The following is a 23,614-nucleotide window of genomic DNA, read 5'->3' as shown; positions in this document are numbered from 1 at the left end:
TCAGGGAATGTTCAGATATTTGTGGGTCTGCATCGACAGCCGCCACTGCGGATGCCGCTTGCACCAGTCGATCGCGAGCTTCGTGTTGATGTCGCGCGACGGGCCGTCCATCGGCTGCACGAGAAAATACTCGAAATCGAGCTTCGCGTAGTCGGCAAGCCGCTGGTTGTCCTGCGGAATCACGACCTTCAGTTCGTTGCCCTTCGTGACGACGAGCGGCGCGTCGGCCTTCGGGCTCACGCAGATCCAGTCGATCGTGTCCAGCACGGGCAGCGACCCGTTGGTCTCGATCGCGATCTCGAAGCCGGCCGCGTGCAGCGCGTCGACGAGCGGCTGGTCGAGCTGCAGCATCGGCTCGCCGCCCGTGCAGACGACGAAGCGGTGTGCCTCGCCGTCCGGCCACAGGCCGGCGATCGTCGCGACGAGCGCTTCGGCATCCTTGAACTTGCCGCCGTTCTCGCCGTCGGTGCCGACGAAGTCGGTATCGCAGAAGCGGCACACGGCGTCCGCACGATCCTCTTCGCGGCCCGACCACAGATTGCAGCCGGCGAACCGGCAGAACACGGCCGGCCGGCCCGCGTTCGCGCCCTCGCCCTGCAACGTGTAGAAAATTTCCTTGACCGCGTAAGTCATCGTGCTTCGTCCGGCTCGCGCCGCTCGTTGTCGATCAGAATCCGTTGTCCATCAAGCGCTGCCCGCGCAAGCGCCTCACAGCGGCGCTTCGGTCACCCGCTCGCCCTTCAGGTAGGCCTCGTAGCCGCGCTTGCGCAGCTTGCAGGCCGGGCACTCTCCGCAGCCGAAGCCCCAGTCGTGCAGTTCCGCGCGCTCGCCCACGTAGCACGTGTGCGTCTCGACGCGGATCAGTTCGACGAGCGCGTCGCCGCCGAGCTGCTCGGCGAGTTGCCAGGTCTGCGCCTTGTCGAGCCACATCAGCGGCGTCTCGAGCACGACGCGCGTGTCCATCCCGAGGTTCAGCGCGACCTGCAGCGCCTTCATCGTGTCGTCGCGGCAATCGGGGTAGCCCGAGAAGTCGGTCTCGCACATCCCGCCGACCAGCACGCGCAACCCGCGACGATACGCGATCGCGGCGGCGATCGTCATGAACAGCAGGTTGCGGCCCGGCACGAACGTGTTCGGCAGCCCGTTCGCCGACGTCTCGATCTCGATCGTGCGCGTCATCGCGGTATCGCTGATCGCGCCGAGCACCGACAGGTCGATCATGTGATCGTCGCCGAGGCGGTCCGCCCATGCGGGAAACTGACGCTTCAGCGCTTCGCGCACGCCTTCGCGACATTCGAGTTCGACGCGGTGGCGCTGGCCGTAATCGAAGCCGAGCGTCTCGACCGTCTGGTAGCGTTCGAGGGCCCAGGCCACGCACGTGGCCGAGTCCTGCCCGCCGGAAAACAACACGAGCGCGCCGTCTTTAGCGTCTGTCCGAATCACCGTGATACTCCGTGAATGTGTAGGCTCGCGTCGCGCTGCGCGCCGGGGCCGGCTGCCGCCGGGCGGCCCGACGCGTGCCGGCCTGCGCCGGCTCGACCAGTATAGGCAGCGGGCCGGGCCGCGAACGCGGCGGCGCGCTTATACCGCGCATCGCACGGCATCGTTGCCGCGCGTCACGGCGGCGCGTGCGGGCAGCCGGCCGGGCCGCATGAAGCGATGCGCTAAGTCATTGAGCGGGCACGGATTTTATCATGCCCCGGCGAATGCTGCCGGGCACGCGCCGATGCCGCGCAAACCCACCACAAACGAAAAACCCCAAGAACCTTCCGATTCTTGGGGTTTTAAATGCTGGTGGCCTGGGACGGAATCGAACCATCGACACGCGGATTTTCAATCCGCTGCTCTACCAACTGAGCTACCGGGCCAACGAAGAATGAAAGTATATCGAGCCCTCAGCCCTTGCGCAAGGGTTTTGGCGAAATATTTTTACGCGGCGCCTTCCGTCGGCTTCTTGCCGAGCTCGACACCCAGCTGCTTGAGCTTGCGATACAGGTGCGTGCGCTCGAGGCCCGTCTTCTCCGCGACGCGCGTCATGCTGCCGTTCTCGCGCGCGAGGTGATATTCGAAGTACGCGCGTTCGAACGCGTCGCGCGCTTCGCGCAACGGGATGTCGAACGGAATCGCGGCCGTCTGCCCCGCGAGGCCGAGCGCCGCGGCCATGTCGTCGCCGAGCGTCGGCAATGCCGCCGCGGACGCGACCGCTGCCGGCCCCGACGCCTGGCCGCCGCCGGCCTTCGCCGCCGCGTTGACCGACACCGGCGCCGCGCCGCGCGCGAGACCGTGCTCGACCGACTTCAGCAGCTTCTGCAGCGCGATCGGCTTCTCGAGGAAATCGAGCGCACCGATCTTCGTCGCCTCGACGGCCGTGTCGATCGTCGCGTGCCCGGACATCATGATCACGGGCATCGTCAACAGGCCCTGCGCCGCCCATTCCTTGAGCAGCGTGACGCCGTCGGTATCGGGCATCCAGATATCGAGCAGCACGAGATCGGGCGCCTGATTCAGCCGGTATTCCCGCGCGGCCTGCGCGTTCTCCGCCGCCTCGACGACATGTCCTTCATCGCTGAGGATCTCCGAGAGCAATTCCCGGATGCCCATTTCATCATCTACCACCAGGATGGTTGCCATTTACGCTGCCTTTGTCTGCACACTTGCTTTTGTCTTAGCGGGGGCCGCCCCGCCCTGCGCGCCATGTTCGGCGCCTGGCGTATCGCTCGCCATCTGCAGGAACAGGATCGACACCTGCGCACCCTCGACGGTCTCGCCGTGCATGCGATTGCGCAGATCGATCCGCGCGCCGTGCTCGTCGACGATTTTCTTGACCGTGGCCAACCCGAGCCCCGTGCCCTTCGCCTTCGTCGTCACGTAAGGCTCGAACGCACGGGTCAGGATGCGTGCCGGAAAACCGGGCCCGTTGTCGGACACGGTAAGACGTACCGCGACGCGCGTTTTGCCCTCGGCGTCGGGATCGCCATATTCTACTGTCTTGGTTTCGATCAACACACGCGGATGCGCGACGTCCGCGACCGAATCCTGCGCGTTCTGCAGCAGGTTGTGAATCACCTGGCGCAGTTGGGTCGCATCGCCGCGAATCACCGGCAGCGACGGCGCGAGCTCGGCGACGATCGCGCTCTTGCCTTCGCCGACACCATACAGGCCGAGCACCTCGCTCGCCAGTTCGTTCAGCTGCAGGTTCGCGAGCACCGCCGGCGGCGTGCGCGCGTATTCGCGGAAATCGTCGACCATCCGCTTCATCGCGGCCACCTGGTTCACGATCATCGTCGCGCCGCGCTTCAGCACATCGGCATCGTGCGGCTCGAGCTTGTCGGACAGCTTCATCTGCAGCCGCTCGGCCGACAGCTGGATCGGCGTCAGCGGGTTCTTGATCTCGTGCGCGAGCCGTCGCGCGACCTCGCCCCAGGCGACCGAACGCTGCGCGGAAATCACGTCGGAGATGTCGTCGAACACGACGACGTAGCCGGACGTCTGCGGATCGTCGGCCTCGCCTTCGACCGTCGACACGAGGCGCGTGCCGCGCACGAGCAGCGTCAGCGGATCGGCTTCGCCGGGCACTTCGATCGCAAACTGCTGTTGCCAGTGGCCGCGATCGCCGCTGCCGCCGTCGGACGCCGCTTCGCGATCGGCGAACGCCTTGCGCACCATCGCGCCGAACTCCGCGACGACGCCGATCCGGTCGAGCGCCGTGCCGATCATCGAACCGAACGGCTGCCGGAAGATGCGTTCGGCGCCGCGGTTGGCCGTCGTCAGCCGGAACTGGCGGTCGAGCACGAACACGCCCGCGGTGAGGTTCGCGAGGATACTTTCGAGATACGTCTTCGAATGTTCGAGCGCGATCCGGTTCTTCTCGACCGCGAGCCGCGCCTCGGACAGCTGGCGCGTCATCGCGTTGAACGACTGCGTGAGGAAGCCGAGCTCGTCGCGCGACTTGATCTCGCGCTTCGGCGTGTAGTCGCCCTCCGTGATCTCCTTCGTGCCCTGCGCGAGCAGGAACAGCGGCCGCGCGAGCTGCTGGCCGAGCGCGAGCGCGAGCATCATCGCGATGAAGGTCGCGAGGAACAGCGCGAGCGTCAGCGTGCCGATGTACATCTTGCGCAGGCCCGTGCGGCCGAGCGATTTTTCCTGGTACTCGCGATATGCGCGCTGCACGGCGTCCGCGTTGTGCGCGAGCGTCGGCGGCACCGGCTGCGTGAGCTGCAGGAACCGCTCCGCCGGCTGCAGCAGCGACGTGGTCGCGTCCGGAATCGGCCGCACGACGCGCAGCCGCAGTGCGCCCTTCGCGCCGTGCGCGCGCGGATCGCCGTCGACTTCGCCCTCGATCGCCGCGTACGCGCCGTGTTCGCGCGCCTGGCTCAGCATCAGCGGCGTCGGCAGGTCGTCCGGAATCAGCGCGGCGAAATTGCCCGATGCCTGCGCAACGATGTGCAGGTCGGGCGCAGCGCCCGAGCCGCCGCGGCTCGGCTCGACGATCGTCGCGTCCTGCACGCCGAACTGGTCGCGCAGGCGCAGCAGCGTGAGCGTCGTGCCGTTCGTGTTCGCATCGACGCTCGCGAGCTGGTCGGACATCAGGCGCGCCTTCGTCTGCAGGTCGGACAGCGACGCATCGAGCATCCCGCGGCCGAGGTTCAGGCCGGCCGTCAGCGCGGTCTCGACGTTCACGTCGAACCACGACTCGATACTGCGCGACACGAACTGGTACGACACGATGTAGATGATCCCGCCCGGCACCACGCCGACGAGCGCGAAGAACACCGCGAGCTTCGCGAGCAGCCGCGTGCCGAACTTGCCCTTCCGCAGGCGCACGACGATCATCCCGATCAGCCCGAGCACCACCAGCAGGAACACGAGCGCGACGACGATGTTCATCGCGTACAGCCACGAGTAGTAGCGGTCGAAGAATTCGGTGTTCGCGCTCGCGGCCGCGAGCAGCACGAGCAGCAGCAGCGCGGTGATCGCGACGGTCGACACGATCACGCGAACGAGGAGGCTCTTCCCGCTGGCCGCGCGGCGCACTTTATTTAGCACGTTCGGTCACCGTGAAGTTGAAGCGCTTCCAGTCGGACCCGAGCGTCCAGTCGCGGTTGTTGACCGCGTCGACCTGGAACGGCTTCGGCATCAGCGCCGTGTCGAGCTGCATCCGCACCGAGGCCGTGTAGGTTTCGCCGGCACGCACCTGGTTGCGGTCGATCACGTGCCACGACGTGATGTGCCGCACGACGGCAAGCGCATCCTTCAGTGACGGGAAGCCGAGCTGCAAGCCGCCGGTCGACACGCGGTACTCGCGCGTGAGCGGCTGGAACGACAGGCGGATGGTCTGCGACACCGACACCGGCTGCTCGTCGAACCAGTACCAGCGCGCGCGGCTCAGTTCGAAGTCCGTCGTGAAGTAAAGCGGGATGCCCTTGTTGACCGCATCCTCGAGGTTCGGGTTCAGTTCGAAATCGAAGCGGGCATCGAGGCTCCAGCCGCTTCCGTCAGCCTGCAGCGAGGCACGCTGCACGGCGATCGATTCGGCGCGCGCCGGCCGAACGACAGCCAGGCACAGCGCCAGCGCGACCAGCAGGACGGCCGCGAGCCGAAGTGGAAAAAGGTGTTTGATCGTCACCGTTTCTGAAACCGCGCGTAGAAGAATCCGTCGTGATCGGTGTTCTGGTCGAGTGCGCCGGCCGTCGCGCCGTGCACGCCGCCCGGCAGCAGTTGGCCGGGCGCGTCCAATCGTACCGCATCTTCACAGGCCGCTTCAAACCAGCGGGCCTGCAATTCGCCCTCCTCGGGGAAGATCGAACAGGTCACGTAGAGCAGCTCGCCGCCCGGCTTCACGAGCGGCCACAACGCCGTCAGGATGCGGCGCTGTTCCGCGACGAGCGCCGCGATGTCGGCTTCGCGGCGCAGCCAGCGGATGTCGGGATGGCGGCGCACGATGCCCGACGCCGAGCACGGCACGTCGGCAAGGATCCGGTCGAACGGGCGGCCGTCGTACCACGCGCCGGGTGCGCCGGCGTCGCCGACGCGCACGTCGGCCGCGAGCGACAGGCGCGCGAGGTTCTCGCCGATGCGCGCCGCGCGGCTCGCATCGCTTTCGAGCGCAACGACTTCCGCGTCGGCGAGCTCGAGGATATGGCCGGTCTTGCCGCCCGGTGCCGCGCATGCGTCGAGCACGCGCATGCCGTCGCGCGCACCGAGCCATTCGGCTGCGAGCTGCGCGCCGGCGTCCTGCACCGATACGACGCCGTCGCCGAAGCCCGGAATGCGATCGACCGGCAGCGCCGATGCGAGCCGCACCGCATGGCGGCCGATCGCGGTCGCGTCGATCCCGCTCGCGCGCAGCGTGTCGAGATACGCGTCGACGCTCGCACGGCGTGCGTTCACGCGCAGCGTCAGCGGGCCTTGGCGCTCGCCGGCCGCGAGGATCGCCTGCCATGCGTCCGGCCACGCGCGCTTCACCGCGTCGATCCACCACGGGCGGTAGTTCCAGCGTGCGACCGGATCGTCCTGCATCGCGGCGACGAGCGCATCACGCTCGCGCTGAAAACGCCGCAGCACCGCATTGACGAGCCCCTTCGCGAACGCGTATTCGCGCCGCGCGCCGATCACGGTCACGGCCTGGTCGACGATCGTGAACGCGGAATATGCGGCCGCGTCCTCCGGATCGAGCAGCAGCGCGAGTGCGCCGGCAAGCACCGCATGCACGTGCGCGGGCGGCGCCTTGCTGACGAGCCGGCCGATCAGCCAGTCTGCGCTGCCGAGACGACGCATCGTCCGGTACGCGACGTCCTGCGTCGCGCCGCGCGCCAGCGCCTGCGCGCCGGCCGGCATCTGCGCGAACACCGAAGCCAGTGCCGCGGGCAGCGCGGTGCCGCGCCGCACCGCGTCGACTGCCTGCGCGGCCGAGTCGAGCGCGAAGCCCAGCGAATCAGGCGCGAGGTGCAGCGCGGACAGGCGCGCAGGGCGGCCGGCGGAAGACTGGGCGGAGGAACGGGTTCGTGTCATCGGAACAAGATCGGCAATCGGGCGCGGCGAGCCGCGGGAACCATGCGGCCGCGTGGCCGCCGCGATTCCAAACCGCGCATTGTAGCGTGAGGCCAATGCGGCCCCTTTACGAGACACGCAAATGAAACACCCCGCAGCGCGAGGCGTGCGGGGTGGCGTGCGGAGCGCGGCGCGGCCTAGTCGAAGCGGCCGGTGCGCGCCATCTCCATCAGGCGCGCGATGCGCTCCTCGGTGGCCGGGTGCGTGGAGAACAGGTTCTGCAGCCCGCCGCCGTGCAGCGGGTTCATGATCATCATCTGCGCGGTGGCCGGATGCGCTTCGGCCGCCTGGAACGGAATACCGGCCGCGTAACGATGGATCTTGTCGAGCGCGGTGGCGAGCGACTGCGGATCGCCGGAGATCTGCGCGCCGCCGCGGTCGGCCTCGAATTCGCGCGCCCGCGAGATCGCCATCTGGATCAACGCACCTGCGATCGGCGCGAGCAGCGCGACCGCAATGCCCGCGATCGGGTTGGCCGGGCGCCCGTTTTCGTCGCGGCCGCCGAAGAACATCGCGAAGTTGGCCAGCGCCGAAATCGCGCCGGCCATCGTCGCGGTGATCGTCGAGATCAGGATGTCGCGGTGCTTCACGTGCGCGAGTTCGTGCGCCATCACGCCGCGCATCTCGCGCTCGGACAGCACGCGCAGGATGCCCGTCGTCGCCGCGACCGCCGCGTGCTCGGGGTTGCGGCCCGTCGCGAACGCGTTCGGCGCATCCTCGTTGATCAGGTACACGCGCGGCATCGGCAGGTTCGCGCGCGTGGCGAGCTCACGCACCATCCGGTAGAACTGCGGCGCCGTGTTCTCGTCGACTTCCTGCGCGTTGTACATGCGCAGCACCATCTTGTCGGAGAACCAGTAAGAGAAGAAATTCATGCCGAGCGCGAACAGCAGCGCGATCGTCATGCCGCGCGAGCCGCCGATCATGCCGCCGATCACGATGAACAGTGCCGTGATCGCGGCCATCAGCATCGCCGTTTTGACCCAATTGAACATACCCACTCCTTATCCGTCAGGGGACCGCCGCACATCACAGGCGCAGCGGAAAATTGTAAGCGATTTGTTAGATAAGGTCTTGCCGGAAAAATTCAATTTCAGCGTTGCGCGGCCGCGAGCCGCAGCCCGAGGCCGACGAACGCGCTGCCGACCGTGCGGTCGAGCCACTTCTTGACGCCCGGCTTGCCGGAAAAGCGTTGCGTGACGCTGCCCGCAACCCACGCGACGATACAGGTCCAGATGGTGCTCATCACGACGAACACCGAACCGAGCGCCAGGAACGCCAGCGCCTTGTGCGGACTGTCGGCCGATACGAACTGCGGGAAGAATGACACGAAGAACAGCACGACCTTCGGGTTCAGCACGTTGGTCCAGAATCCCTGCATGAATAACTGGCGCAGCGGCTTCGCGGCCGCGGCCGGCCCCGCCTGCGCACCCGCAGGCGCGCCGGCCTGCTTCGCGACGATCATGCGCACGCCGAGATAGATCAGGTACGCGGCACCGACCAGCTTGATCGCCGTGAACGCGGCCGCCGACGCGGCGAGCAGCGCGGTCAGCCCGAATGCGCATGCGAGCGCGTGCACGCAGCAGCCGGCCGAGATGCCGAGCGCCGACATCAGCCCCGCGCCGCGGCCCTGCGCGACGCTGCGGCCGACGATGTATGCGGTGTCGGGGCCGGGCGTGACGTTCAGCAGGAAAACCGCGAGCACGAAGAAGCCGAAATGGGTGATGCCAAGCATGAGAACCTCGAAACCGGAAAGCGCAGGGAAATTCTACGCGCGCCTGCGGCAGCGCGCGACTCGGCCATCCGGCCGATTGCGCGCAGCCGCGATGCCGTGTCGAATGACGCTCAGCCCGCGTCGGGCATCGCGAAGCGCTGGCCCGCGGCGAGCGGCGAGCCGGCCAGGAATTCGCGCGCGGGCAGCCGCTTGCCGCCCGGCTTCTGCAGCTGCGTGACGCGCAGCGCGCCGCTGCCGCATGCGACGACCACGCCCTCCGGCGCGGCTTCGACGATCGTGCCGGGCGCCATGTCGGCAGTCGAGCCGCGCGCCGCCACCGGCTCGGCCGCCCACAGCTTGATCGCCGCGCCGTCGAGCATCGCGACGCCGCCCGGGAACGGGTCGAATGCACGCACCTGGCGCGCGAGCACGTCGGCCGGCTTGCGCCAGTCGAGCGCCGCTTCGTGCTTGCCGATCTTTTCCGCATAGGTCACGCCGTCGGCCGGCTGCGGGGTGGCGGGCAACGTGCCGTCGCGCTCGAGCCGCACGAGCGCGTCGACGATCAGCCGCGCGCCGTCGGCGGCGAGCCGGTCGTGCAGCGTCGCCGTCGTATCGTCGGGCGCGATCGCGACGCGCGCTTCGTCGATCATCGCGCCGGTGTCGAGGCCGGCGTCCATCTGCATCAGCGTGATGCCCGTCTCGGCGTCGCCGGCCTCGATCGCGCGGTGGATCGGCGCGGCGCCGCGCCAGCGCGGCAGCAGCGACGCGTGGATGTTGATGCAGCCGGCGCGCGGAATGTCGAGTACTTCCTGCGGCAGCAGCAGGCCGTACGCGGCGACCACCATCACGTCGTGCGGGGTCGTGCGCAGCAGCTCGATCGCGTCGGCCGCCTCTTGCGGGTACTTGCCCGCGCGGCGCAGCGACGGCGGCTGCGCGACGGGCATCCCGTGCTCGACGGCGTAGCGTTTCACCGCGCTCGCCTGCAGTTTCATCCCGCGCCCGGCGGGCCGGTCGGGCTGGGTGAGCACGAGCGGCACCGGAAAACCGGCCTCGTGGATCGCGGCGAGTGCAGCCGCGGCGAATTCCGGCGTGCCGGCAAAAATCACGCGCAACGTATGGGTCATGACAGCGTTCGGGAGGGCTGGGCGAACGCGCGTCACATCGCGCGTTCGAGTTTCTTCATCTTCGTCTTGATGCGCGTCTGCTTCAGCGGCGACAGGTATTCGACGAACACGCGCCCCATCAGGTGATCCATTTCGTGCTGCACGCATACGGCAAGGAGACCTTCGCAGTCGAGCTCGAAGGTTTCGCCGTGCTCGTTCAGCGCGCGCACGCGCACGTGATCCGGGCGCTCGACTTCGTCGTAGATCCCCGGCACCGACAGGCAGCCTTCCTCGTAGACCTGCTTCGCGTCGCTCGACCAGATGATCTCCGGGTTGATGAACGCGCGCAGCTCGTTCTTCTCTTCGGAGACGTCGATCACGATCACGCGCTCGTGCACGTCGACCTGCGTCGCCGCGAGGCCGATGCCCGGCGCCGCGTACATGGTTTCGGCCATGTCGGCGACGAGCTTGCGGATCCGGTCGTCGACCTTGTCGACGGGCTTGGCGACCTTGTGCAGCCGCTTGTCGGGGTAATGAAGAATGTTCAGCAAAGCCATGGTGTTCGGTATTCGGTGGAGCGGCGTGCCGCATCGGCCATCCGGCCGGCTGGCGCCACTGCCGGGATGCAATGAAGATGAGGCGGACGCGCGGCATATCAATGCCGCAGGTCATGCCTCCTGCAATTGGCCGGACGCCTGTGCGCGCGGCCCTGTCGAGTATTTCGGATGATGAAAATTTTATCATGGCGCCACGCGCTCCGCTGGCGGTCGCATTCGAGGGCAGCCTCATGTCGCCGCAAGCGCTGACCTCCTCCGCGCTGCGCGCGTGGCTGCAGCTCGCGCACGCGCCGGGCCTCGCGCCCGCCGTGCTGCGCGCGCTGCTCGATGCGTTCGGCTCGCCGGAGGCGCTGCTGCGCGCGCCGGACGAGGCGATCGCGGCCGCAACCGGCGTGGCCGCCGCGCGCGCAGTGCGCGCGAGCGAGCGGGACGACCTCGACGCGCGCACGCATGCCGCGCTCGCGTGGCTCGAGTTGCCGGGCAATGCGCTCGTCACGCTCGGCGATCCCGCGTATCCGCCGCGCTTGCACGATCTGCACGATCCGCCGCCGCTGCTATATGTAAAGGGTCGGCTCGACCTGCTGCACGCGCGCGGCATTGCCGTGGTCGGCAGCCGGCATGCGACACCGCAAGGGCTCGCCGACGCCACGCGCTTCGCGCACGCGCTGTCCGATGCGGGGTTCGCGATCGTCTCCGGTCTCGCGCTCGGTATCGACGGCGCCGCGCATCGCGGCGGGCTCGACGGCCGCGCCGGCACCATCGCCGTCATCGCGACGGGCGCCGATCTCGTCTATCCGGCGCGGCACCGCGCGCTGGCCCACGCAATCGCCGCGCGCGGCGCGATCGTGTCGGAATGGCCGCTCGGCACGCCGGCGCGCGCGTCGCATTTTCCGCAGCGCAACCGGCTGATCGCCGCGCTGGCACTCGGCGCGCTCGTCGTCGAAGCCGCGCCGCGCTCCGGCTCGCTGATCACCGCGCGGCTCGCGAACGAGCTCGGCCGCGACGTGTTCGCGATGCCCGGTTCGATCCATGCGCCGCTCGCGCAGGGATGCCATGCGCTGATTCGCGACGGCGCGAAGCTCACCGCGACACCGCTCGACGTGCTCGAGGAATACGGGCCGGGCGACCGGACGGGCGGAGCGAGCAGCGCCACGGCGCATTCGGCTTCGCGCCCCGCTGACGAAGACGCCGTCGCCCCGACCGGCGAACAGTCGGGCGAGCCCGTCGCGGCAACAGCTGGCGCGGCACCATGCGCCGCAGCCGGCGTGATCGCGGCCCCGCCGCCCGACGATCCGGCCGAGCGATCCGTACTGGCCGCACTGGGATATGGCCCCGTCACATACGAGTGGCTGGCCGAGCACAGCGGCCTGTCCGACGAGGTACTGCACGGCGCGCTGCTCGCGCTCGAACTCGCCGGCCGCGTCGCGAGCGTGCCCGGCGGACGCTTCGCGCGGCTCGACGCGGCGCCCACCCCGGCCCCGTCCGGCGTGCTACATTCCCCCGCATAGGAGCGGCTGTGCCGCCGACGATATCCAAGGAATTCCATGCCCGCGCTGAATCTCGACACCGATGCCGATCGGATCGCCGAGCGCCTCGCCGATCCCGACACGCTGCTGGTCGCCTGCCTGTGCGCCGACTGGTGCGGCACCTGCCGCGACTACCGCGCGGCCTTCGACCAGCTCGCCGACGCCCATCCCGGCGCCTGCTTCGCGTGGATCGACATCGAAACCCACGCCGACCGGCTCGACGACCTCGACGTCGAGAACTTCCCGACCATCCTGATCGAGGACGCGAACACCGCGCGCTTCTTCGGCACGGTGCTGCCGCACGCGGCGATCGTCGAACGGATGCTCGCCGACCTGAGCGCGGTACCCGGCGCACCGCACGCACCGAAATTGCGCAACATCCTGAACGTCGAGGCGTGAATCACGCGCCGGCCGGCCGGTGCCGCACGCCGTTGCGCGTGCCGCCGCGCCGGGCGCTTGCCGCCGTTGCGCCCCCCCTCTATGATGAGCCGCTTTTTACACGCCGAGCCGCCGTCGCCGCCGCGTGTGCTATAAAGCCGTCGTAAAAGGGACCCACACCGGCGAACCCGGTCTACCAACACACATCTGTCATGTCCAAAGCACTGATCATTGCGGAAAAGCCTTCTGTCGCGAACGACATCGCGCGCGCTTTGGGCGGCTTTACCAAGCATGACGAATACTTCGAGAGCGACGAATTCGTCCTGTCGTCCGCGGTCGGCCACCTGCTGGAAATCGCCGCCCCGGAAGAGTACGAGGTCAAGCGCGGGAAATGGAGCTTCGCTCATCTGCCCGTCATTCCCCCGCATTTCGACCTGAACCCGATCGCAAAAAGCGAATCGCGCCTGAAGGTCCTCACCAAGCTGATGAAGCGCAAGGACGTCGATCGCCTGATCAACGCATGCGACGCGGGGCGCGAGGGCGAGCTGATTTTCCGCCTGATCGTGCAGCACGCGAAGGCGAAGCAGCCGGTCCAGCGCCTGTGGCTCCAGTCGATGACGCCGCAGGCGATTCGCGACGGTTTCGCGCACCTGCGCAGCGACACCGACATGCAGCCGCTCGCCGACGCCGCCCGCTGCCGGTCGGAAGCCGACTGGCTCGTCGGGATCAACGGCACGCGCGCAATGACTGCGTTCAACAGCAAGGGCGGCGGCTTCTTCCTGACGACCGTCGGCCGCGTTCAGACGCCAACGCTGTCGATCGTCGTCGAACGCGAAGAGAAAATCCGCCGTTTCGTGCCGCGCGACTACTGGGAAGTGAAGGCCGAGTTCGCGTGTGCAGGCGGCTTCTACGAAGGCAAGTGGTTCGACCCGAAATTCAAGCGCGACGAATTCGATCCGGAAAAGCGCGACTCCCGCCTGTGGAGCCTGCCGGCCGCCGAAACGATCGTCGCCGCGTGCCGCGACCAGGTCGGCACGGTGTCCGAGGAATCGAAGCCGTCGACCCAGCTGTCGCCGCTGCTGTTCGACCTGACGAGCCTGCAGCGCGAGGCGAACAGCCGTTTCGGCTTCTCCGCGAAGAACACGCTCGGTCTCGCGCAGGCGCTGTATGAAAAGCACAAGGTGCTGACCTACCCGCGTACCGACGCGCGCGCGCTGCCGGAAGACTATCTTTCGACGGTGCAGTCGACGCTCGAGATGCTCAAGGAGAGCCACAACTACCTGCCGCATGCGAAGCAGGTGCTCGACAAGGGCTGGGTGAAGCCGAACAAGCGGATCTTCGACAACTCGAAGATCAGCGACCACTTTGCCATCATCCCGACGCTGCAGGCGCCGAAGTCGCTGTCCGAGCCGGAGCAGAAGCTGTACGACATGGTCGTGAAGCGCTTCCTCGCGGTGTTCTTCCCGGCGGCCGAATTCCGCGTCACGACGCGGATCACCGAAGTCGCCGGCCATCACTTCAAGACCGAAGGCAAGGTGCTGGTCGAGCCGGGCTGGCTGCAGGTGTACGGCCGCGACGCCGAAGGCGCCGACGCGAACCTCGTGCCGGTGCAGAAGGACGAGAAGGTAAAGACGGACGAGATCGCCGCCGTCGCACTCGTGACGAAACCGCCCGCACGCTACTCGGAAGCGACGCTGCTGTCCGCGATGGAAGGCGCGGGCAAGCTGGTCGAGGACGACGAACTGCGCGAAGCGATGGCCGCGAAGGGCCTCGGCACGCCGGCGACGCGCGCGGCGATCATCGAAGGGCTGCTCGGCGAGAAATACCTCGTGCGCGAAGGCCGCGAGCTGATTCCGACCGCGAAGGCATTCCAGCTGATGACGCTGCTGCGCGGGCTCGGCGTGAAGGAACTGACCGCGCCCGAGCTCACCGGCGAATGGGAATACAAGCTGTCGCAGATGGAGCGCGGCAACCTCGGCCGCGACGCCTTCATGCAGGAAATCGCCCGCATGACGCAGCAGATCGTCAAGCGCGCGAAGGAATACGATTCCGACACGATCCCCGGCGATTACGCGACGCTCGAGACACCCTGCCCGAACTGCGGCGGCCAGGTGAAGGAAAACTACCGCCGCTTCGCGTGCACGAAATGCGAGTTCTCGATCTCGAAGATTCCGGGCAGCCGGCAGTTCGAGATCGCGGAAGTCGAGGAACTGCTGCGCGAGAAGACGATCGGTCCGCTGTCCGGTTTCCGCAGCAAGATGGGGCGCCCGTTCTCGGCGATCCTGAAGCTGTCGTTCGACGACGAAACGAAGAACTACAAGCTCGAGTTCGACTTCGGCCAGGACCAGGGCGGCGAGGAAGGCGAAGCGCCCGACTTCTCCGCGCAGGAACCGGTCGGCGCGTGCCCGAAGTGCAAGGGCCGCGTGTTCGAGCACGGGATGAGCTACGTGTGCGAGCACTCGGTCGCGAATCCGAAGACCTGCGACTTCCGTTCGGGCAAGGTGATCCTGCAGCAGGAAATCACGCGCGAACAGATGGCGAAGCTGCTGGCCGACGGCCGCACGGATCTGCTGCCGAACTTCAAGTCGTCGCGCACCGGCCGCAACTTCAAGGCGTTCCTGGTGAAGCAGCCGGACGGCAAGATCGGTTTCGAGTTCGAAAAGAAGGAACCGAAAGCCGCCGCCGCAAAGAAGACGGCAAAATCGGCGACGAAGGACGCCGAAACCGTGACGGAAGGCGCCGAAGAGAAACCGGCACCGGCGCGCAAGACTGCCGCCCGGAAGACGACGGCGCGCAAGACGGGCTCGTAACGACGCGGCCGCCGGGCTTCCCCGGCGCGTCGCATGCCGGCCGCCCGGCGAAAAAAAACGCGGATCGATCGCTCGATCCGCGTTTTTTATTGGTGCCGCGCCATGTCGGCGCGCGGCCGCCGCGCCGTTACAGCGGCGACGGCACCGCGACCCGCGCGCGCGGCGCACGCGCGAGACGCGGCTGCAGGTTCGGGTCCGTCGATTCGGCCGGATCCGCTCGCATCTCGACGCCGATCGGCGCAGGCGCCGCGCCCTGCGCGGCCCACTGTTCGCCCATCATCGCGTCGGTCGAGCGGCTGAAGTATTCGACGAGATGGTCGATGAACGTACGCACCTTCGCGGGCAGGTGGCGCCGGCTCGGGTAAGCAATGTTGATCTCGACCTGCGGCAGCCGGAAATCCGGCAGCAGCCGCACCAGCGCGCCGCGCGCGATGTCGCTGCCGATCAGGTAGCTCGGCAGGATCGCGACGCCCATCCCGAGCAGCGCGAACTGGCGCAGCATCGCGGTGTTGTTCGCGACGATCACGTTGGTCGGCCGCACGCGCACTTCGCCGTCCGGGCCGGTGAACACGCGCTCGTCGCCCCAGTACTCGGTCGGCAGGCTCAGCGCCGGGTGCTCGGCGAGCTGTTCCGGATGGGTCGGCACACCGTGCTTTTCCAGGTAGCTCGGCGTCGCGCACACGGTCATGCAGCCCGTGGTCAGCCGCCGCGTGACGATGCTCGCGCTGCGCATCTGGCGCGTGACGACGATCCCGACGTCGAAACCTTCCTCGACCAGATCGACCTGACGGTCGACCAGCGTCAGATCCGGCACCACTTTCGGGAAATTCTCCGTGTACGACTGCAGGACGGGAGCAAGGTTGTGCAGGCCGAACACGACCGGCGCGACGATGCGCAACGTGCCGACCGGCTCGTGATTGCGCGCGACGACCATCTGTTCGACATCCTCGAGCTCGTCGAGAATCTGGCGCGCCCGCTCCAGATAGACCTGGCCCGACTCCGTCAGCGAAAGGCTGCGCGTGGTGCGGTTCAGCAACCGCGTGCCGAGCCGGCCTTCCAGATCGGCGACGTGACGCGTCGCGACCGCGTTGGAGATATCCATTGCACTCGCGGCCCGCGCGAAACTGCCGAGATCCGCAACCTTGACGAACACGCGCATCGACTGCAAATGATCCATAAACGACTCCTGCCGCTGTTACAACTTCAAAAAGTTGAAGCAAATGCGTAATTCTCCTACGACAGCGGAAATGATGCAGAGTTGCTCAACAACACGCCGGTTCGCGATAAAAATAGTCAAAAATCCTCATCGATTGCGAATGGATGATCCAATTATTCTGATTGGAGCAACAATTGGGTGAACCTCGTCCGGTAAGCGGCCGAATCAGGAAGGACGTGTTTGATGCGACACAGCAGCGCACCCCGGCGCGCGGCAGCGGAGGGCCGCCCTGTGAGGCCGGCGCCGATTGCGGCGGAGCGTAACAACCTGTTAAAAAGACACCATGAAGGCCGCCGGCGTAGCATCATGTCGGCCCCGGCCGGGCCGGACGGGTGCGCAACGTGCGCTGCCGCCGCTACGGCCGCTTTCAACGCGCGACTCCCGCTGACCATGAAAATTGCCATTCTCGACGACTACCAGGACGCCGTCCGCAAGCTGAACTGCTTCGAGATGCTCGCCGAGCACGACGTGAAGGTCTTCAACAACACGGTGCGCGGCCTGGGGCAACTCGCGAGCCGTCTGGCGGAAGTCGAGGCGCTCGTGCTGATCCGCGAGCGCACGCCGATTTCGTCGCAACTGCTCGCGAAGCTGCCGAACCTGCGCATGATCAGCCAGACAGGCCGCATCTCGAGCCACATCGACCTCGACGCCTGTACCGACCGCGGCATCGCGGTGCTCGAAGGCACGGGCTCGCCGGTCGCGCCGGCCGAACTGACGTGGGCGCTCGTGATGGCCGCGCAGCGCCGCATCCCGCAATACGTCGCGAACCTGAAGCAAGGCGCGTGGCAGCAGTCGGGCCTGAAGACGTCGGCGCTGCCGCCGAACTTCGGCCTCGGCCAGGTGCTGCGCGGCCAGACGCTCGGCATCTGGGGCTACGGGAAGATCGGCCGGCTGGTCGCCGGCTACGGCAAGGCGTTCGGGATGAACGTGATGATCTGGGGCCGCGAGCATTCGCTCGAGGCCGCGCGCGCGGACGGCTACACGGCCGCCGACAGCCGCGAGGCGCTGTTCGAGCAGAGCGACGTGCTGTCGCTGCACCTGCGCCTGCACGACGACACGCGCGGGATCGTCAAGCAGGAAGACCTGATGCGGATGAAGCCGACGTCGCTGCTCGTCAACACGAGCCGCGCGGAGCTGCTTGAGGAAAACGCGCTCGTCAACGCGCTGTCGCACAACCGTCCGGGGATGGTCGCGATCGACGTGTTCGAGAGCGAACCGATCCTGCAGGGCTACAGCCTGCTGCGGATGGAAAACGTGATCTGCACGCCGCACATCGGCTACGTCGAGCGCGAAAGCTACGAGCTCTATTTCAGCGCGGCGTTCAGGAACATCCTCGCGTTCGACCAGGGCGACCTGTCGAGCGTCGTCAATCCGGAAGCGCTGACGCCGCGCCGCGTGCGCTGACCGCCGCGGGCTCCGGCCGCGCGCGCCGCGCGGCCGCGCTGCCTGCTTCCCCGCGCCCTTCTTCAGGCGGCCGCGCGGCCGCCCGTCATCGCGTCGACGCGCGTGAGGAAATGCTCGCCGTCGCGCCGTCCGAGGTCGTACGCGTGCCGCATCTGCGACGGACTCGTGTAATCCCAGCTCGAAATCGGCACCTTGCTCGAAGGCTGTACGTAGAGCCGCCGCTGGTCGCCGTGCGCGACCGTGAACATCTGCGGACGCGGATACAGCCGCGTGACGAGCACCAGCACGTCGCCCGGCGACGGATCGAGTGCGCCGACCGGTACGTTGTCGACCATCCCGCCGTCGAGCACCGGCCGGCCGCCGCGCCGCAGCACCGGCGTGAACGGCGGCGTGCACGACGACTGCAGGATCAGGTCGGCGAGTTCGTCGACGCTCGCGCAGGCCTGCGCGCGCACGAACTCCGGGCGAAAGCCGAGCGTGCGCCCGAGCGTCGGGTGCAGCGTCTTGCGCAGGTATTTTTCGATGTTGTACGCGACGAGGCCCGCGGCGACCGCGCTACGCGCGCCGAGCCAGCGCGGCACGTGCGATACGCCGATCCGGATCTCGGGCGCATCCGCGAGACGCGCAAACGGCTCGCCGTAGATGTCGAGCAGCGCCTGACGGTAGATCCGGTAATGCGGAAACACCGGCTCGCGCCCGAACAGGTTGCCCCAGTACGCGTTCTTGCGGTTGTGGCGCAGCGCTTCCTCGTAATAGCGCATCACCCACGCGGCGTCGCGCGTGTACAGCATGCACGCGGTCGCCGCGCCGGCCGAGATGCCGGCGATCACGCGCGGGCGCAAGCCGAGCGCCGGCTGTGCGACGTCCCAGAAGCCGGCCTGCCACCAGCAGCGATTGCCGCCGCCCGCGAACACGATCTGGTCGAACATCGCGCCGCTCAGCTGACGAGCGCGTAGGTCGACGTCGCGTGCACGGCCATCTTGCCGTCCTCGTCGAACAGCTCGACTTCGCCGAACACCAGGTTGCGGCCCATCCGCAGCACGCGCGCGGTGACGAGCACGTCGCCCTTGCGCACCGGCCGCATGAAGTTGGTGTTCAGCGACACGGTCGTCATCGGCCGGAACTCGCCGAGCGCGGCCGAGATCGCGACCACCATCGCGGTGTCGGCGGCGGCCGTGAACACCTGGCCGCAGATGATGCCGCCCGAATGACGGAATTCGCCGGAAAACGGCAGGCGCATCGTGACGCTGTCGTCGCCGATCGATACGGGGACCAGACCCAGCGAGCGGACCCACGGGGCCAGCAGGCGATCCAGCAATTCGCGGACTGCGTTTTCGTCCATCTTCGAATGCCCAGAAAGCGTTGCGCGACCGCCGCGCAACAGGTGGACGTCATCATACCGGGAGCGGGCCAACTGCGATGGCTCGTTACCACGCCGACAGCCGCCGTTGTCGTGACGAAATATTTTTCGGAAATTTCGAGAAAGGCCTTGCCAAGACCGAAATACCCATGCATAATCTTTCTTCTGTTGGGGGCGTTAGCTCAGTTGGTAGAGCAGCGGACTCTTAATCCGTAGGTCGAGTGTTCGAGTCACTCACGCCCCACCAGGAATTCCAAAGGCCGGTCAGCGCAAGCTGACCGGCCTTTTTCCATTTCCGGCGCAGCCCGGCCCTCCCCGCATCACCGCAGGCGATCACATAGATGCCTCGCGCGTACACTTTCCGCTAGAATCCTCCGACAAATATCACACGACCGGCACCGCGATCGTCGCGTATCGCGGGCCGGCACTGAGAGAGCATGGGACGTCAGACATGGAATCATGTGAGCGAGACGCGACCATTCAGAGGGCATGGTCACACCAGCAGCGGCGCGCAGGTCTCGTCGCGCCATCCACCCGATCGCATCCGGATCCATCGCACCACGCGCGCAACGGATCCGGTCATGCTGCGTAAGGACGCGCTCGTCGCCTTCGCGCTCGGCATTGCGCTGCTCGTCGTCGCAGCGGCGCTCGCCATCGCCGGTAGCGCCGCGGCCGGGCACCTGGTCCGCGCACCCGGCACGGTCGTGCGCATCGTGCAGGACAGCGACGCGATGCGCGCGTACCGCCCGATCGTCGCGTATCTCGCGCACGATGGCCGGCGCCGCGAAGTCGCCGGCAATACCGCATCGATGGTGCCCGCCTACGACATCGGCGAAAGCGTCGACGTGCTGATCGACCCCGACCATCCGAACCGTCCCGCGCTGATCGACGATTTCGCGCAACGCTGGTTTCCGGTCGCGGTGCCGGCGCTGCTCGCGGCCGCATCGCTCGCGATCGGCAGCCTGCTGTACGTGAACGAGCGGCGCAGCCGGCACGTCGACACCCCGTCCGCCGCGAGCGCCGGCAACGCGGCACGGCGCCGCTGGAACGTCGCGATCGCGCTGCTGCCGATCGCGATCGGCACCGGCTTCTTGGCCGGCGCCGGCGCGGCCGGGCTGCGCGAGTGGCAGATCGCCCGTCATTACGCGCGCTCGATCGGTCACGTCGTCGAGATCGCCGAAACCGCACGCTCGTCCCCCACGCGCACGTCGCTCTATTCGGCGATCGTCGCGTTCACGACCGACAGCGGCCGCCCGATCCGGTTCGCGCAAGGCTCGGCGTCGTCGCACCCTACGCTGTACGAAGGCGAGATCGTCAACGTGCTGTACGACCCCGTCACACCGGAGCGCGCGGTCATCGACCAGTTCTGGGACCGGTGGGGGCTCACCGCGATCCTGTTCGCGATCGGCACGCCGCTCCTCGTCGCCGGACTGGTCGTCGCCGGCGGGCTGTGGCCGGAGCATCGCGCGCACGAATCAATCGAATGATGCGCACGGCGTGCCACACGCGCGTCACCGCTCCCTGAACGCCTCGACCTTCGCGCGGTTCCCGCACGTGCGCATGTCGCACCAGCGTCGCCCGACGCCGCGGCCGCGATCGACGAAGAACCACGTGCAACGGCCGCACTGCCGCACGCGCGCGAAGTCGTCGCTGCGCAGCAGCTGCTCGAATCCGAGCGCGGCCGCATCGACCCAGCGCGACGCCGCGCGCGCATCGGGGCGCCACGCGAAACGGCCACCGATCGCGTCGAACGTGCTGCGTCCGATCGCATCGCGAATCGCCACGGCGAGCCGGTCGGCCGCGCGCGCACCGGCGCTGCCGCCGCCGGCCGTCAGGTGCGCGAGCGCCGCATAGGCATCCTCGCGGAACGCATGCAGCGCGGCCAGTTCGGCCGCGCCGTCCTGCCGCGGATGACGCAGAAACCGCGTCAGGTCAGGCTCCGCCAGCAACCCGGCCTTCCCGGCCCACGCGCGCACGGCCGGCCAGTCGGCGAGCTTGTCCTCGTCGCGCGTCTTGCCCGTGTCCGCCACCGTGTTCAGGAAGTCCAGCGCCGGATGGCCGCCGACGAAATCCGCCTCGCCCCATGTGTGCACCTGCCGCGCAGGCGCGTGCCGAGTAACCATTTATTTCCGCCTATCGGTTTCATATCCGGCCAAACCGGCGTAACCTGTTAACAACCAAAACAGGTTATCACGGAGGCACCGATGCTGGATCTTCCCAACCGCTTCGTTTTCGAAGGCCACCGGATCGCGTGGGGCACGCTCGGTGACGGGCCGCCGCTCGTGCTCGTGCACGGCACGCCGTTTTCGTCGCAGGTGTGGCGGCGGATCGCGCCGTGGCTCGCGCGGCGCCATCGCGTGTTCTTCTACGACCTGCTCGGCTACGGCCAGTCGGACATGCCCGACGCCGACGTATCGCTCGGCCGGCAGAACGTGCTGTTCGGCGCGCTGCTCGACGAATGGAAGCTGTCGCGCCCGCGCGTGCTCGCGCACGACTACGGCGGCGCGACGGTGTTGCGCGCGCATTTCCTCGACGGCATCGCGTATTCGGACCTGACGCTCGTGAATCCGGTCGCGATCGCGCCGCAAGGCTCGCCGTTCGTGCGGCACGTCGCGCAGCACGAAGCCGCGTTCACCGGTTTACCGGCATATGCGCATCACGCGCTGGTGTCGGCCTATATCGGCAACGCGGTCGCACGGCCGTTGAGCGACGACGTGCTGTCGATCTACCGTTCGCCGTGGCTCACACCGGCCGGTCAGCCGGCGTTCTATCGCCAGATCGCGCAGATGCGCCAGCGCTACATCGAGGAAGCCGAAGCCCGCTATGCGCGGCCGGACTTCCCGGTGCGCATCGTATGGGGCGAGGACGATGCGTGGATTCCGCTCGAACAGGGGCAGGCGCTTGCCGACCGGATCGCGGACGGCAAGCTGACAAGGGTGCCGCGCGCGGGTCACCTGGTCCAGGAAGATGCGCCGGAGGCCATCGTCGCCGCCGTGCTCGACCGGTAGGCGAACCCGCGCGGGTTCATCGCGCGCCGCTTACCACGGCAGCGAATAGGTCTTCGTATTCGTGAAGCTCTTCATCGCTTCCTGCACGCCTTCCTTGTAGCCGAGGCCCGAATCCTTCACGCCGCCGAACGGCGTCAGCTCGAGCCGGTAGCCCGGCACTTCGCGCACGTTCACGCTGCCGACTTCCAGCTCGGTGATGAAGCGCGTGATGTGGTCGAAGCGGTTCGTGCAGACCGACGACGACAGCGCATAGTCGGTGCTGTTCGACATCCGGATCGCTTCGTCGATGTCGCGAAAGCGCATGATCGGCGACACGGGCCCGAACGTCTCGTACTTCACGAGCGGCATGTCGGGCGTCACGCGATCGACGACCGTCGGCGAATACAGCGCGCCGTCGCGCACGTTGCCGACCAGTAGCCGCGCGCCGCGCGCGATCGCATCGTTCACCTGCTGCTCGCAGAACTTCGCGGCCGCTTCGTCGATCACGGTGCCCATGTCGACCGACGGATCGGCCGGATTTCCGTATGCCCACGCGCGGGTCTTTTCGACGACCAGCTCGGTAAAGCGGTCAGCCACCGCGTCGTGCACGAGCATCCGCTTGATCGCGGTGCAGCGCTGCCCCGAATTCTTGTACGAACCTGACACCGCGAGCGTGCTCGCTTCGTCGAGATCGGCGTCCTCCATCACGATGATCGGATCGTTGCCACCGAGCTCGAGCACCGCGCGCCGGTAGCCCATCCGCGACGCGATCGACTTGCCGATCGATACGCCGCCGGTGAACGTGATCAGGTCGATCGCCGCGTTCGTGATCAGCTCGTCCGCGATTTCCTTCGGGTCGCCGGTGATCACCTGCAGCATCTGCGGCGGCAGGCCGGCTTCGTACAGGATGTCCGCGAACAGGTAGCACGACAGCGGCACCTTCTCCGACGGTTTCACGACGATCCGGTTGTTGGTCGCGATCGACGGCACGACCTTGTGCGCGACCTGGTTCATCGGATGGTTGAACGGCGTGATCGCGGAAATCACGCCGAGCAGCGGCTCGCGCTGCGTGTACACGCGGCGCTTCTTGCCGTGGGGCGTCAGATCGCACGAGAAGATCTGCCCGTCGTCCTTCAGCACTTCGCCCGCGCCGAACGTGAGCACGTCGGCGACGCGCCCCGCTTCGTACGTCGAGTCCTTGAGGCACAGCCCGGCTTCGGCCGTGATCAGCGCCGCGATGTCGGCGGTGCGTGCGCGCACGATGTCGGCCGCGCGGCGCAGGATCGCCGCGCGCTCGTGGCGCGTGAGCGACGGCCGGTATGCGCGGGCCACGGCAAACGCGCGCCGCACGTCGTCGAGCGTCGCTTTCGGTACGGTACCGACAAGCGAGCCGTCGTACGGATTGCGCACCTCGATCACCGCGTCGCGGTAGAGCTTTTCACCATCGATTCGCAGTGCTTCGCGATGAAGCGTGCGGACATCCGTCGATTCTGCAATGGCGTTCATGAG

General features: G+C 67.6%; 21 protein-coding genes and 2 tRNA genes. 7 read left to right on the top strand and 16 right to left on the bottom strand.

The window, feature by feature from the left end; genetic code table 11:
- The 11 genes from queE to def form a co-directional block, all read right to left on the bottom strand.
- Positions 1-633, bottom strand: coding sequence for a 7-carboxy-7-deazaguanine synthase (queE, locus tag Q3A80_RS21785; protein ID WP_446330949.1), 633 nt, complete (start codon positions 631-633; stop codon positions 1-3).
- A gap of 75 nt (positions 634-708) precedes the next feature.
- The gene (queC, locus tag Q3A80_RS21780; RefSeq protein ID WP_446330948.1) at positions 709-1,443 is read right to left on the bottom strand and encodes a 7-cyano-7-deazaguanine synthase QueC; all 735 of its coding nucleotides are present in this window, start codon (positions 1,441-1,443) and stop codon (positions 709-711) included.
- A gap of 349 nt (positions 1,444-1,792) precedes the next feature.
- Positions 1,793-1,868, bottom strand: a tRNA-Phe gene (locus tag Q3A80_RS21775).
- Between the two features lie 61 nt (positions 1,869-1,929).
- Positions 1,930-2,631: a response regulator transcription factor EsaR gene (gene esaR / locus Q3A80_RS21770; RefSeq protein WP_446330947.1), complete on the bottom strand. Its 702-nt coding sequence runs from the start codon at positions 2,629-2,631 to the stop codon at positions 1,930-1,932.
- Positions 2,632-5,046 (bottom strand): sensor histidine kinase EsaS, encoded by a 2,415-nt coding sequence (gene esaS / locus Q3A80_RS21765; RefSeq protein ID WP_446330946.1) that lies wholly within the window; start codon positions 5,044-5,046, stop codon positions 2,632-2,634.
- A complete protein-coding gene (locus Q3A80_RS21760; RefSeq protein ID WP_151064086.1) occupies positions 5,036-5,626 on the bottom strand; it encodes a DUF4390 domain-containing protein in 591 nt (196 codons plus the stop codon). The genes esaS and Q3A80_RS21760 overlap by 11 nt, the downstream gene beginning before the upstream one ends.
- A complete protein-coding gene (rsmB, locus tag Q3A80_RS21755; protein WP_446330945.1) occupies positions 5,623-7,011 on the bottom strand; it encodes a 16S rRNA (cytosine(967)-C(5))-methyltransferase RsmB in 1,389 nt (462 codons plus the stop codon). Before rsmB ends, Q3A80_RS21760 begins: the two co-directional genes overlap by 4 nt.
- 176 nt (positions 7,012-7,187) lie before the next feature.
- The gene (gene htpX, locus Q3A80_RS21750) at positions 7,188-8,045 is read right to left on the bottom strand and encodes a zinc metalloprotease HtpX (RefSeq protein ID WP_006485774.1); all 858 of its coding nucleotides are present in this window, start codon (positions 8,043-8,045) and stop codon (positions 7,188-7,190) included.
- A 98-nt stretch (positions 8,046-8,143) separates the two neighbouring features.
- The gene (locus tag Q3A80_RS21745) at positions 8,144-8,785 is read right to left on the bottom strand and encodes a LysE family translocator (RefSeq protein ID WP_446330944.1); all 642 of its coding nucleotides are present in this window, start codon (positions 8,783-8,785) and stop codon (positions 8,144-8,146) included.
- 110 nt (positions 8,786-8,895) lie between these two features.
- On the bottom strand, positions 8,896-9,888 hold the full coding sequence (fmt, locus tag Q3A80_RS21740; RefSeq protein WP_446330943.1) for a methionyl-tRNA formyltransferase: 993 nt from the start codon (positions 9,886-9,888) through the stop codon (positions 8,896-8,898).
- 32 nt (positions 9,889-9,920) lie between these two features.
- A complete protein-coding gene (def, locus tag Q3A80_RS21735; protein ID WP_040142555.1) occupies positions 9,921-10,424 on the bottom strand; it encodes a peptide deformylase in 504 nt (167 codons plus the stop codon).
- Between the two features lie 71 nt (positions 10,425-10,495).
- On the opposite strand from def, the gene dprA reads away from it, so the two are divergent.
- The 3 genes from dprA (at position 10,496) to Q3A80_RS21720 (ending at position 15,138) form a co-directional block, all read left to right on the top strand.
- Positions 10,496-11,932 (top strand): DNA-processing protein DprA, encoded by a 1,437-nt coding sequence (gene dprA / locus Q3A80_RS21730; RefSeq protein WP_446330942.1) that lies wholly within the window; start codon positions 10,496-10,498, stop codon positions 11,930-11,932.
- A 36-nt stretch (positions 11,933-11,968) separates the two neighbouring features.
- The gene (locus tag Q3A80_RS21725) at positions 11,969-12,349 is read left to right on the top strand and encodes a thioredoxin family protein (protein WP_446330941.1); all 381 of its coding nucleotides are present in this window, start codon (positions 11,969-11,971) and stop codon (positions 12,347-12,349) included.
- 191 nt (positions 12,350-12,540) lie between these two features.
- Positions 12,541-15,138, top strand: a complete 2,598-nt coding sequence (locus Q3A80_RS21720) for a DNA topoisomerase III (protein WP_446330940.1) — start codon at positions 12,541-12,543, stop codon at positions 15,136-15,138.
- Positions 15,139-15,265: 127 nt separating this feature from the next.
- Here Q3A80_RS21720 and Q3A80_RS21715 read toward each other — a convergent pair whose 3' ends face one another.
- A complete protein-coding gene (locus tag Q3A80_RS21715) occupies positions 15,266-16,315 on the bottom strand; it encodes a LysR family transcriptional regulator (protein ID WP_446330939.1) in 1,050 nt (349 codons plus the stop codon).
- Positions 16,316-16,744: 429 nt separating this feature from the next.
- Here Q3A80_RS21715 and Q3A80_RS21710 point away from each other — a divergent pair, with 429 nt between their 5' ends.
- Complete coding sequence (locus Q3A80_RS21710; RefSeq protein WP_446330938.1) at positions 16,745-17,758, top strand: D-2-hydroxyacid dehydrogenase family protein; 1,014 nt, start codon at positions 16,745-16,747, stop codon at positions 17,756-17,758.
- Positions 17,759-17,820: 62 nt separating this feature from the next.
- Here Q3A80_RS21710 and Q3A80_RS21705 read toward each other — a convergent pair whose 3' ends face one another.
- Complete coding sequence (locus tag Q3A80_RS21705) at positions 17,821-18,687, bottom strand: patatin-like phospholipase family protein (RefSeq protein WP_446330937.1); 867 nt, start codon at positions 18,685-18,687, stop codon at positions 17,821-17,823.
- A gap of 8 nt (positions 18,688-18,695) precedes the next feature.
- On the bottom strand, positions 18,696-19,100 hold the full coding sequence (locus tag Q3A80_RS21700; RefSeq protein WP_011886440.1) for a PaaI family thioesterase: 405 nt from the start codon (positions 19,098-19,100) through the stop codon (positions 18,696-18,698).
- A gap of 189 nt (positions 19,101-19,289) precedes the next feature.
- Between Q3A80_RS21700 and Q3A80_RS21695 the strand changes: the two genes are divergently transcribed.
- A tRNA-Lys gene (locus Q3A80_RS21695) sits at positions 19,290-19,365 on the top strand.
- A 334-nt stretch (positions 19,366-19,699) separates the two neighbouring features.
- Complete coding sequence (locus Q3A80_RS21690) at positions 19,700-20,605, top strand: DUF3592 domain-containing protein (protein WP_446330936.1); 906 nt, start codon at positions 19,700-19,702, stop codon at positions 20,603-20,605.
- Positions 20,606-20,629: 24 nt separating this feature from the next.
- Here Q3A80_RS21690 and Q3A80_RS21685 read toward each other — a convergent pair whose 3' ends face one another.
- Positions 20,630-21,241: a CGNR zinc finger domain-containing protein gene (locus Q3A80_RS21685; protein ID WP_446330935.1), complete on the bottom strand. Its 612-nt coding sequence runs from the start codon at positions 21,239-21,241 to the stop codon at positions 20,630-20,632.
- 81 nt (positions 21,242-21,322) lie between these two features.
- Here Q3A80_RS21685 and Q3A80_RS21680 point away from each other — a divergent pair, with 81 nt between their 5' ends.
- Positions 21,323-22,126, top strand: coding sequence for an alpha/beta fold hydrolase (locus tag Q3A80_RS21680; RefSeq protein WP_446330934.1), 804 nt, complete (start codon positions 21,323-21,325; stop codon positions 22,124-22,126).
- A gap of 30 nt (positions 22,127-22,156) precedes the next feature.
- Here Q3A80_RS21680 and phnY read toward each other — a convergent pair whose 3' ends face one another.
- Positions 22,157-23,611, bottom strand: coding sequence for a phosphonoacetaldehyde dehydrogenase (gene phnY, locus Q3A80_RS21675; protein WP_446330933.1), 1,455 nt, complete (start codon positions 23,609-23,611; stop codon positions 22,157-22,159).
- Positions 23,612-23,614: the final 3 nt, after the last annotated feature.

The organism is Burkholderia sp. SR8, from assembly GCF_052851275.1.
Note: the sequence above shows the minus strand (reverse complement) of the source record. Positions and strands in the feature narration are given on the sequence as shown.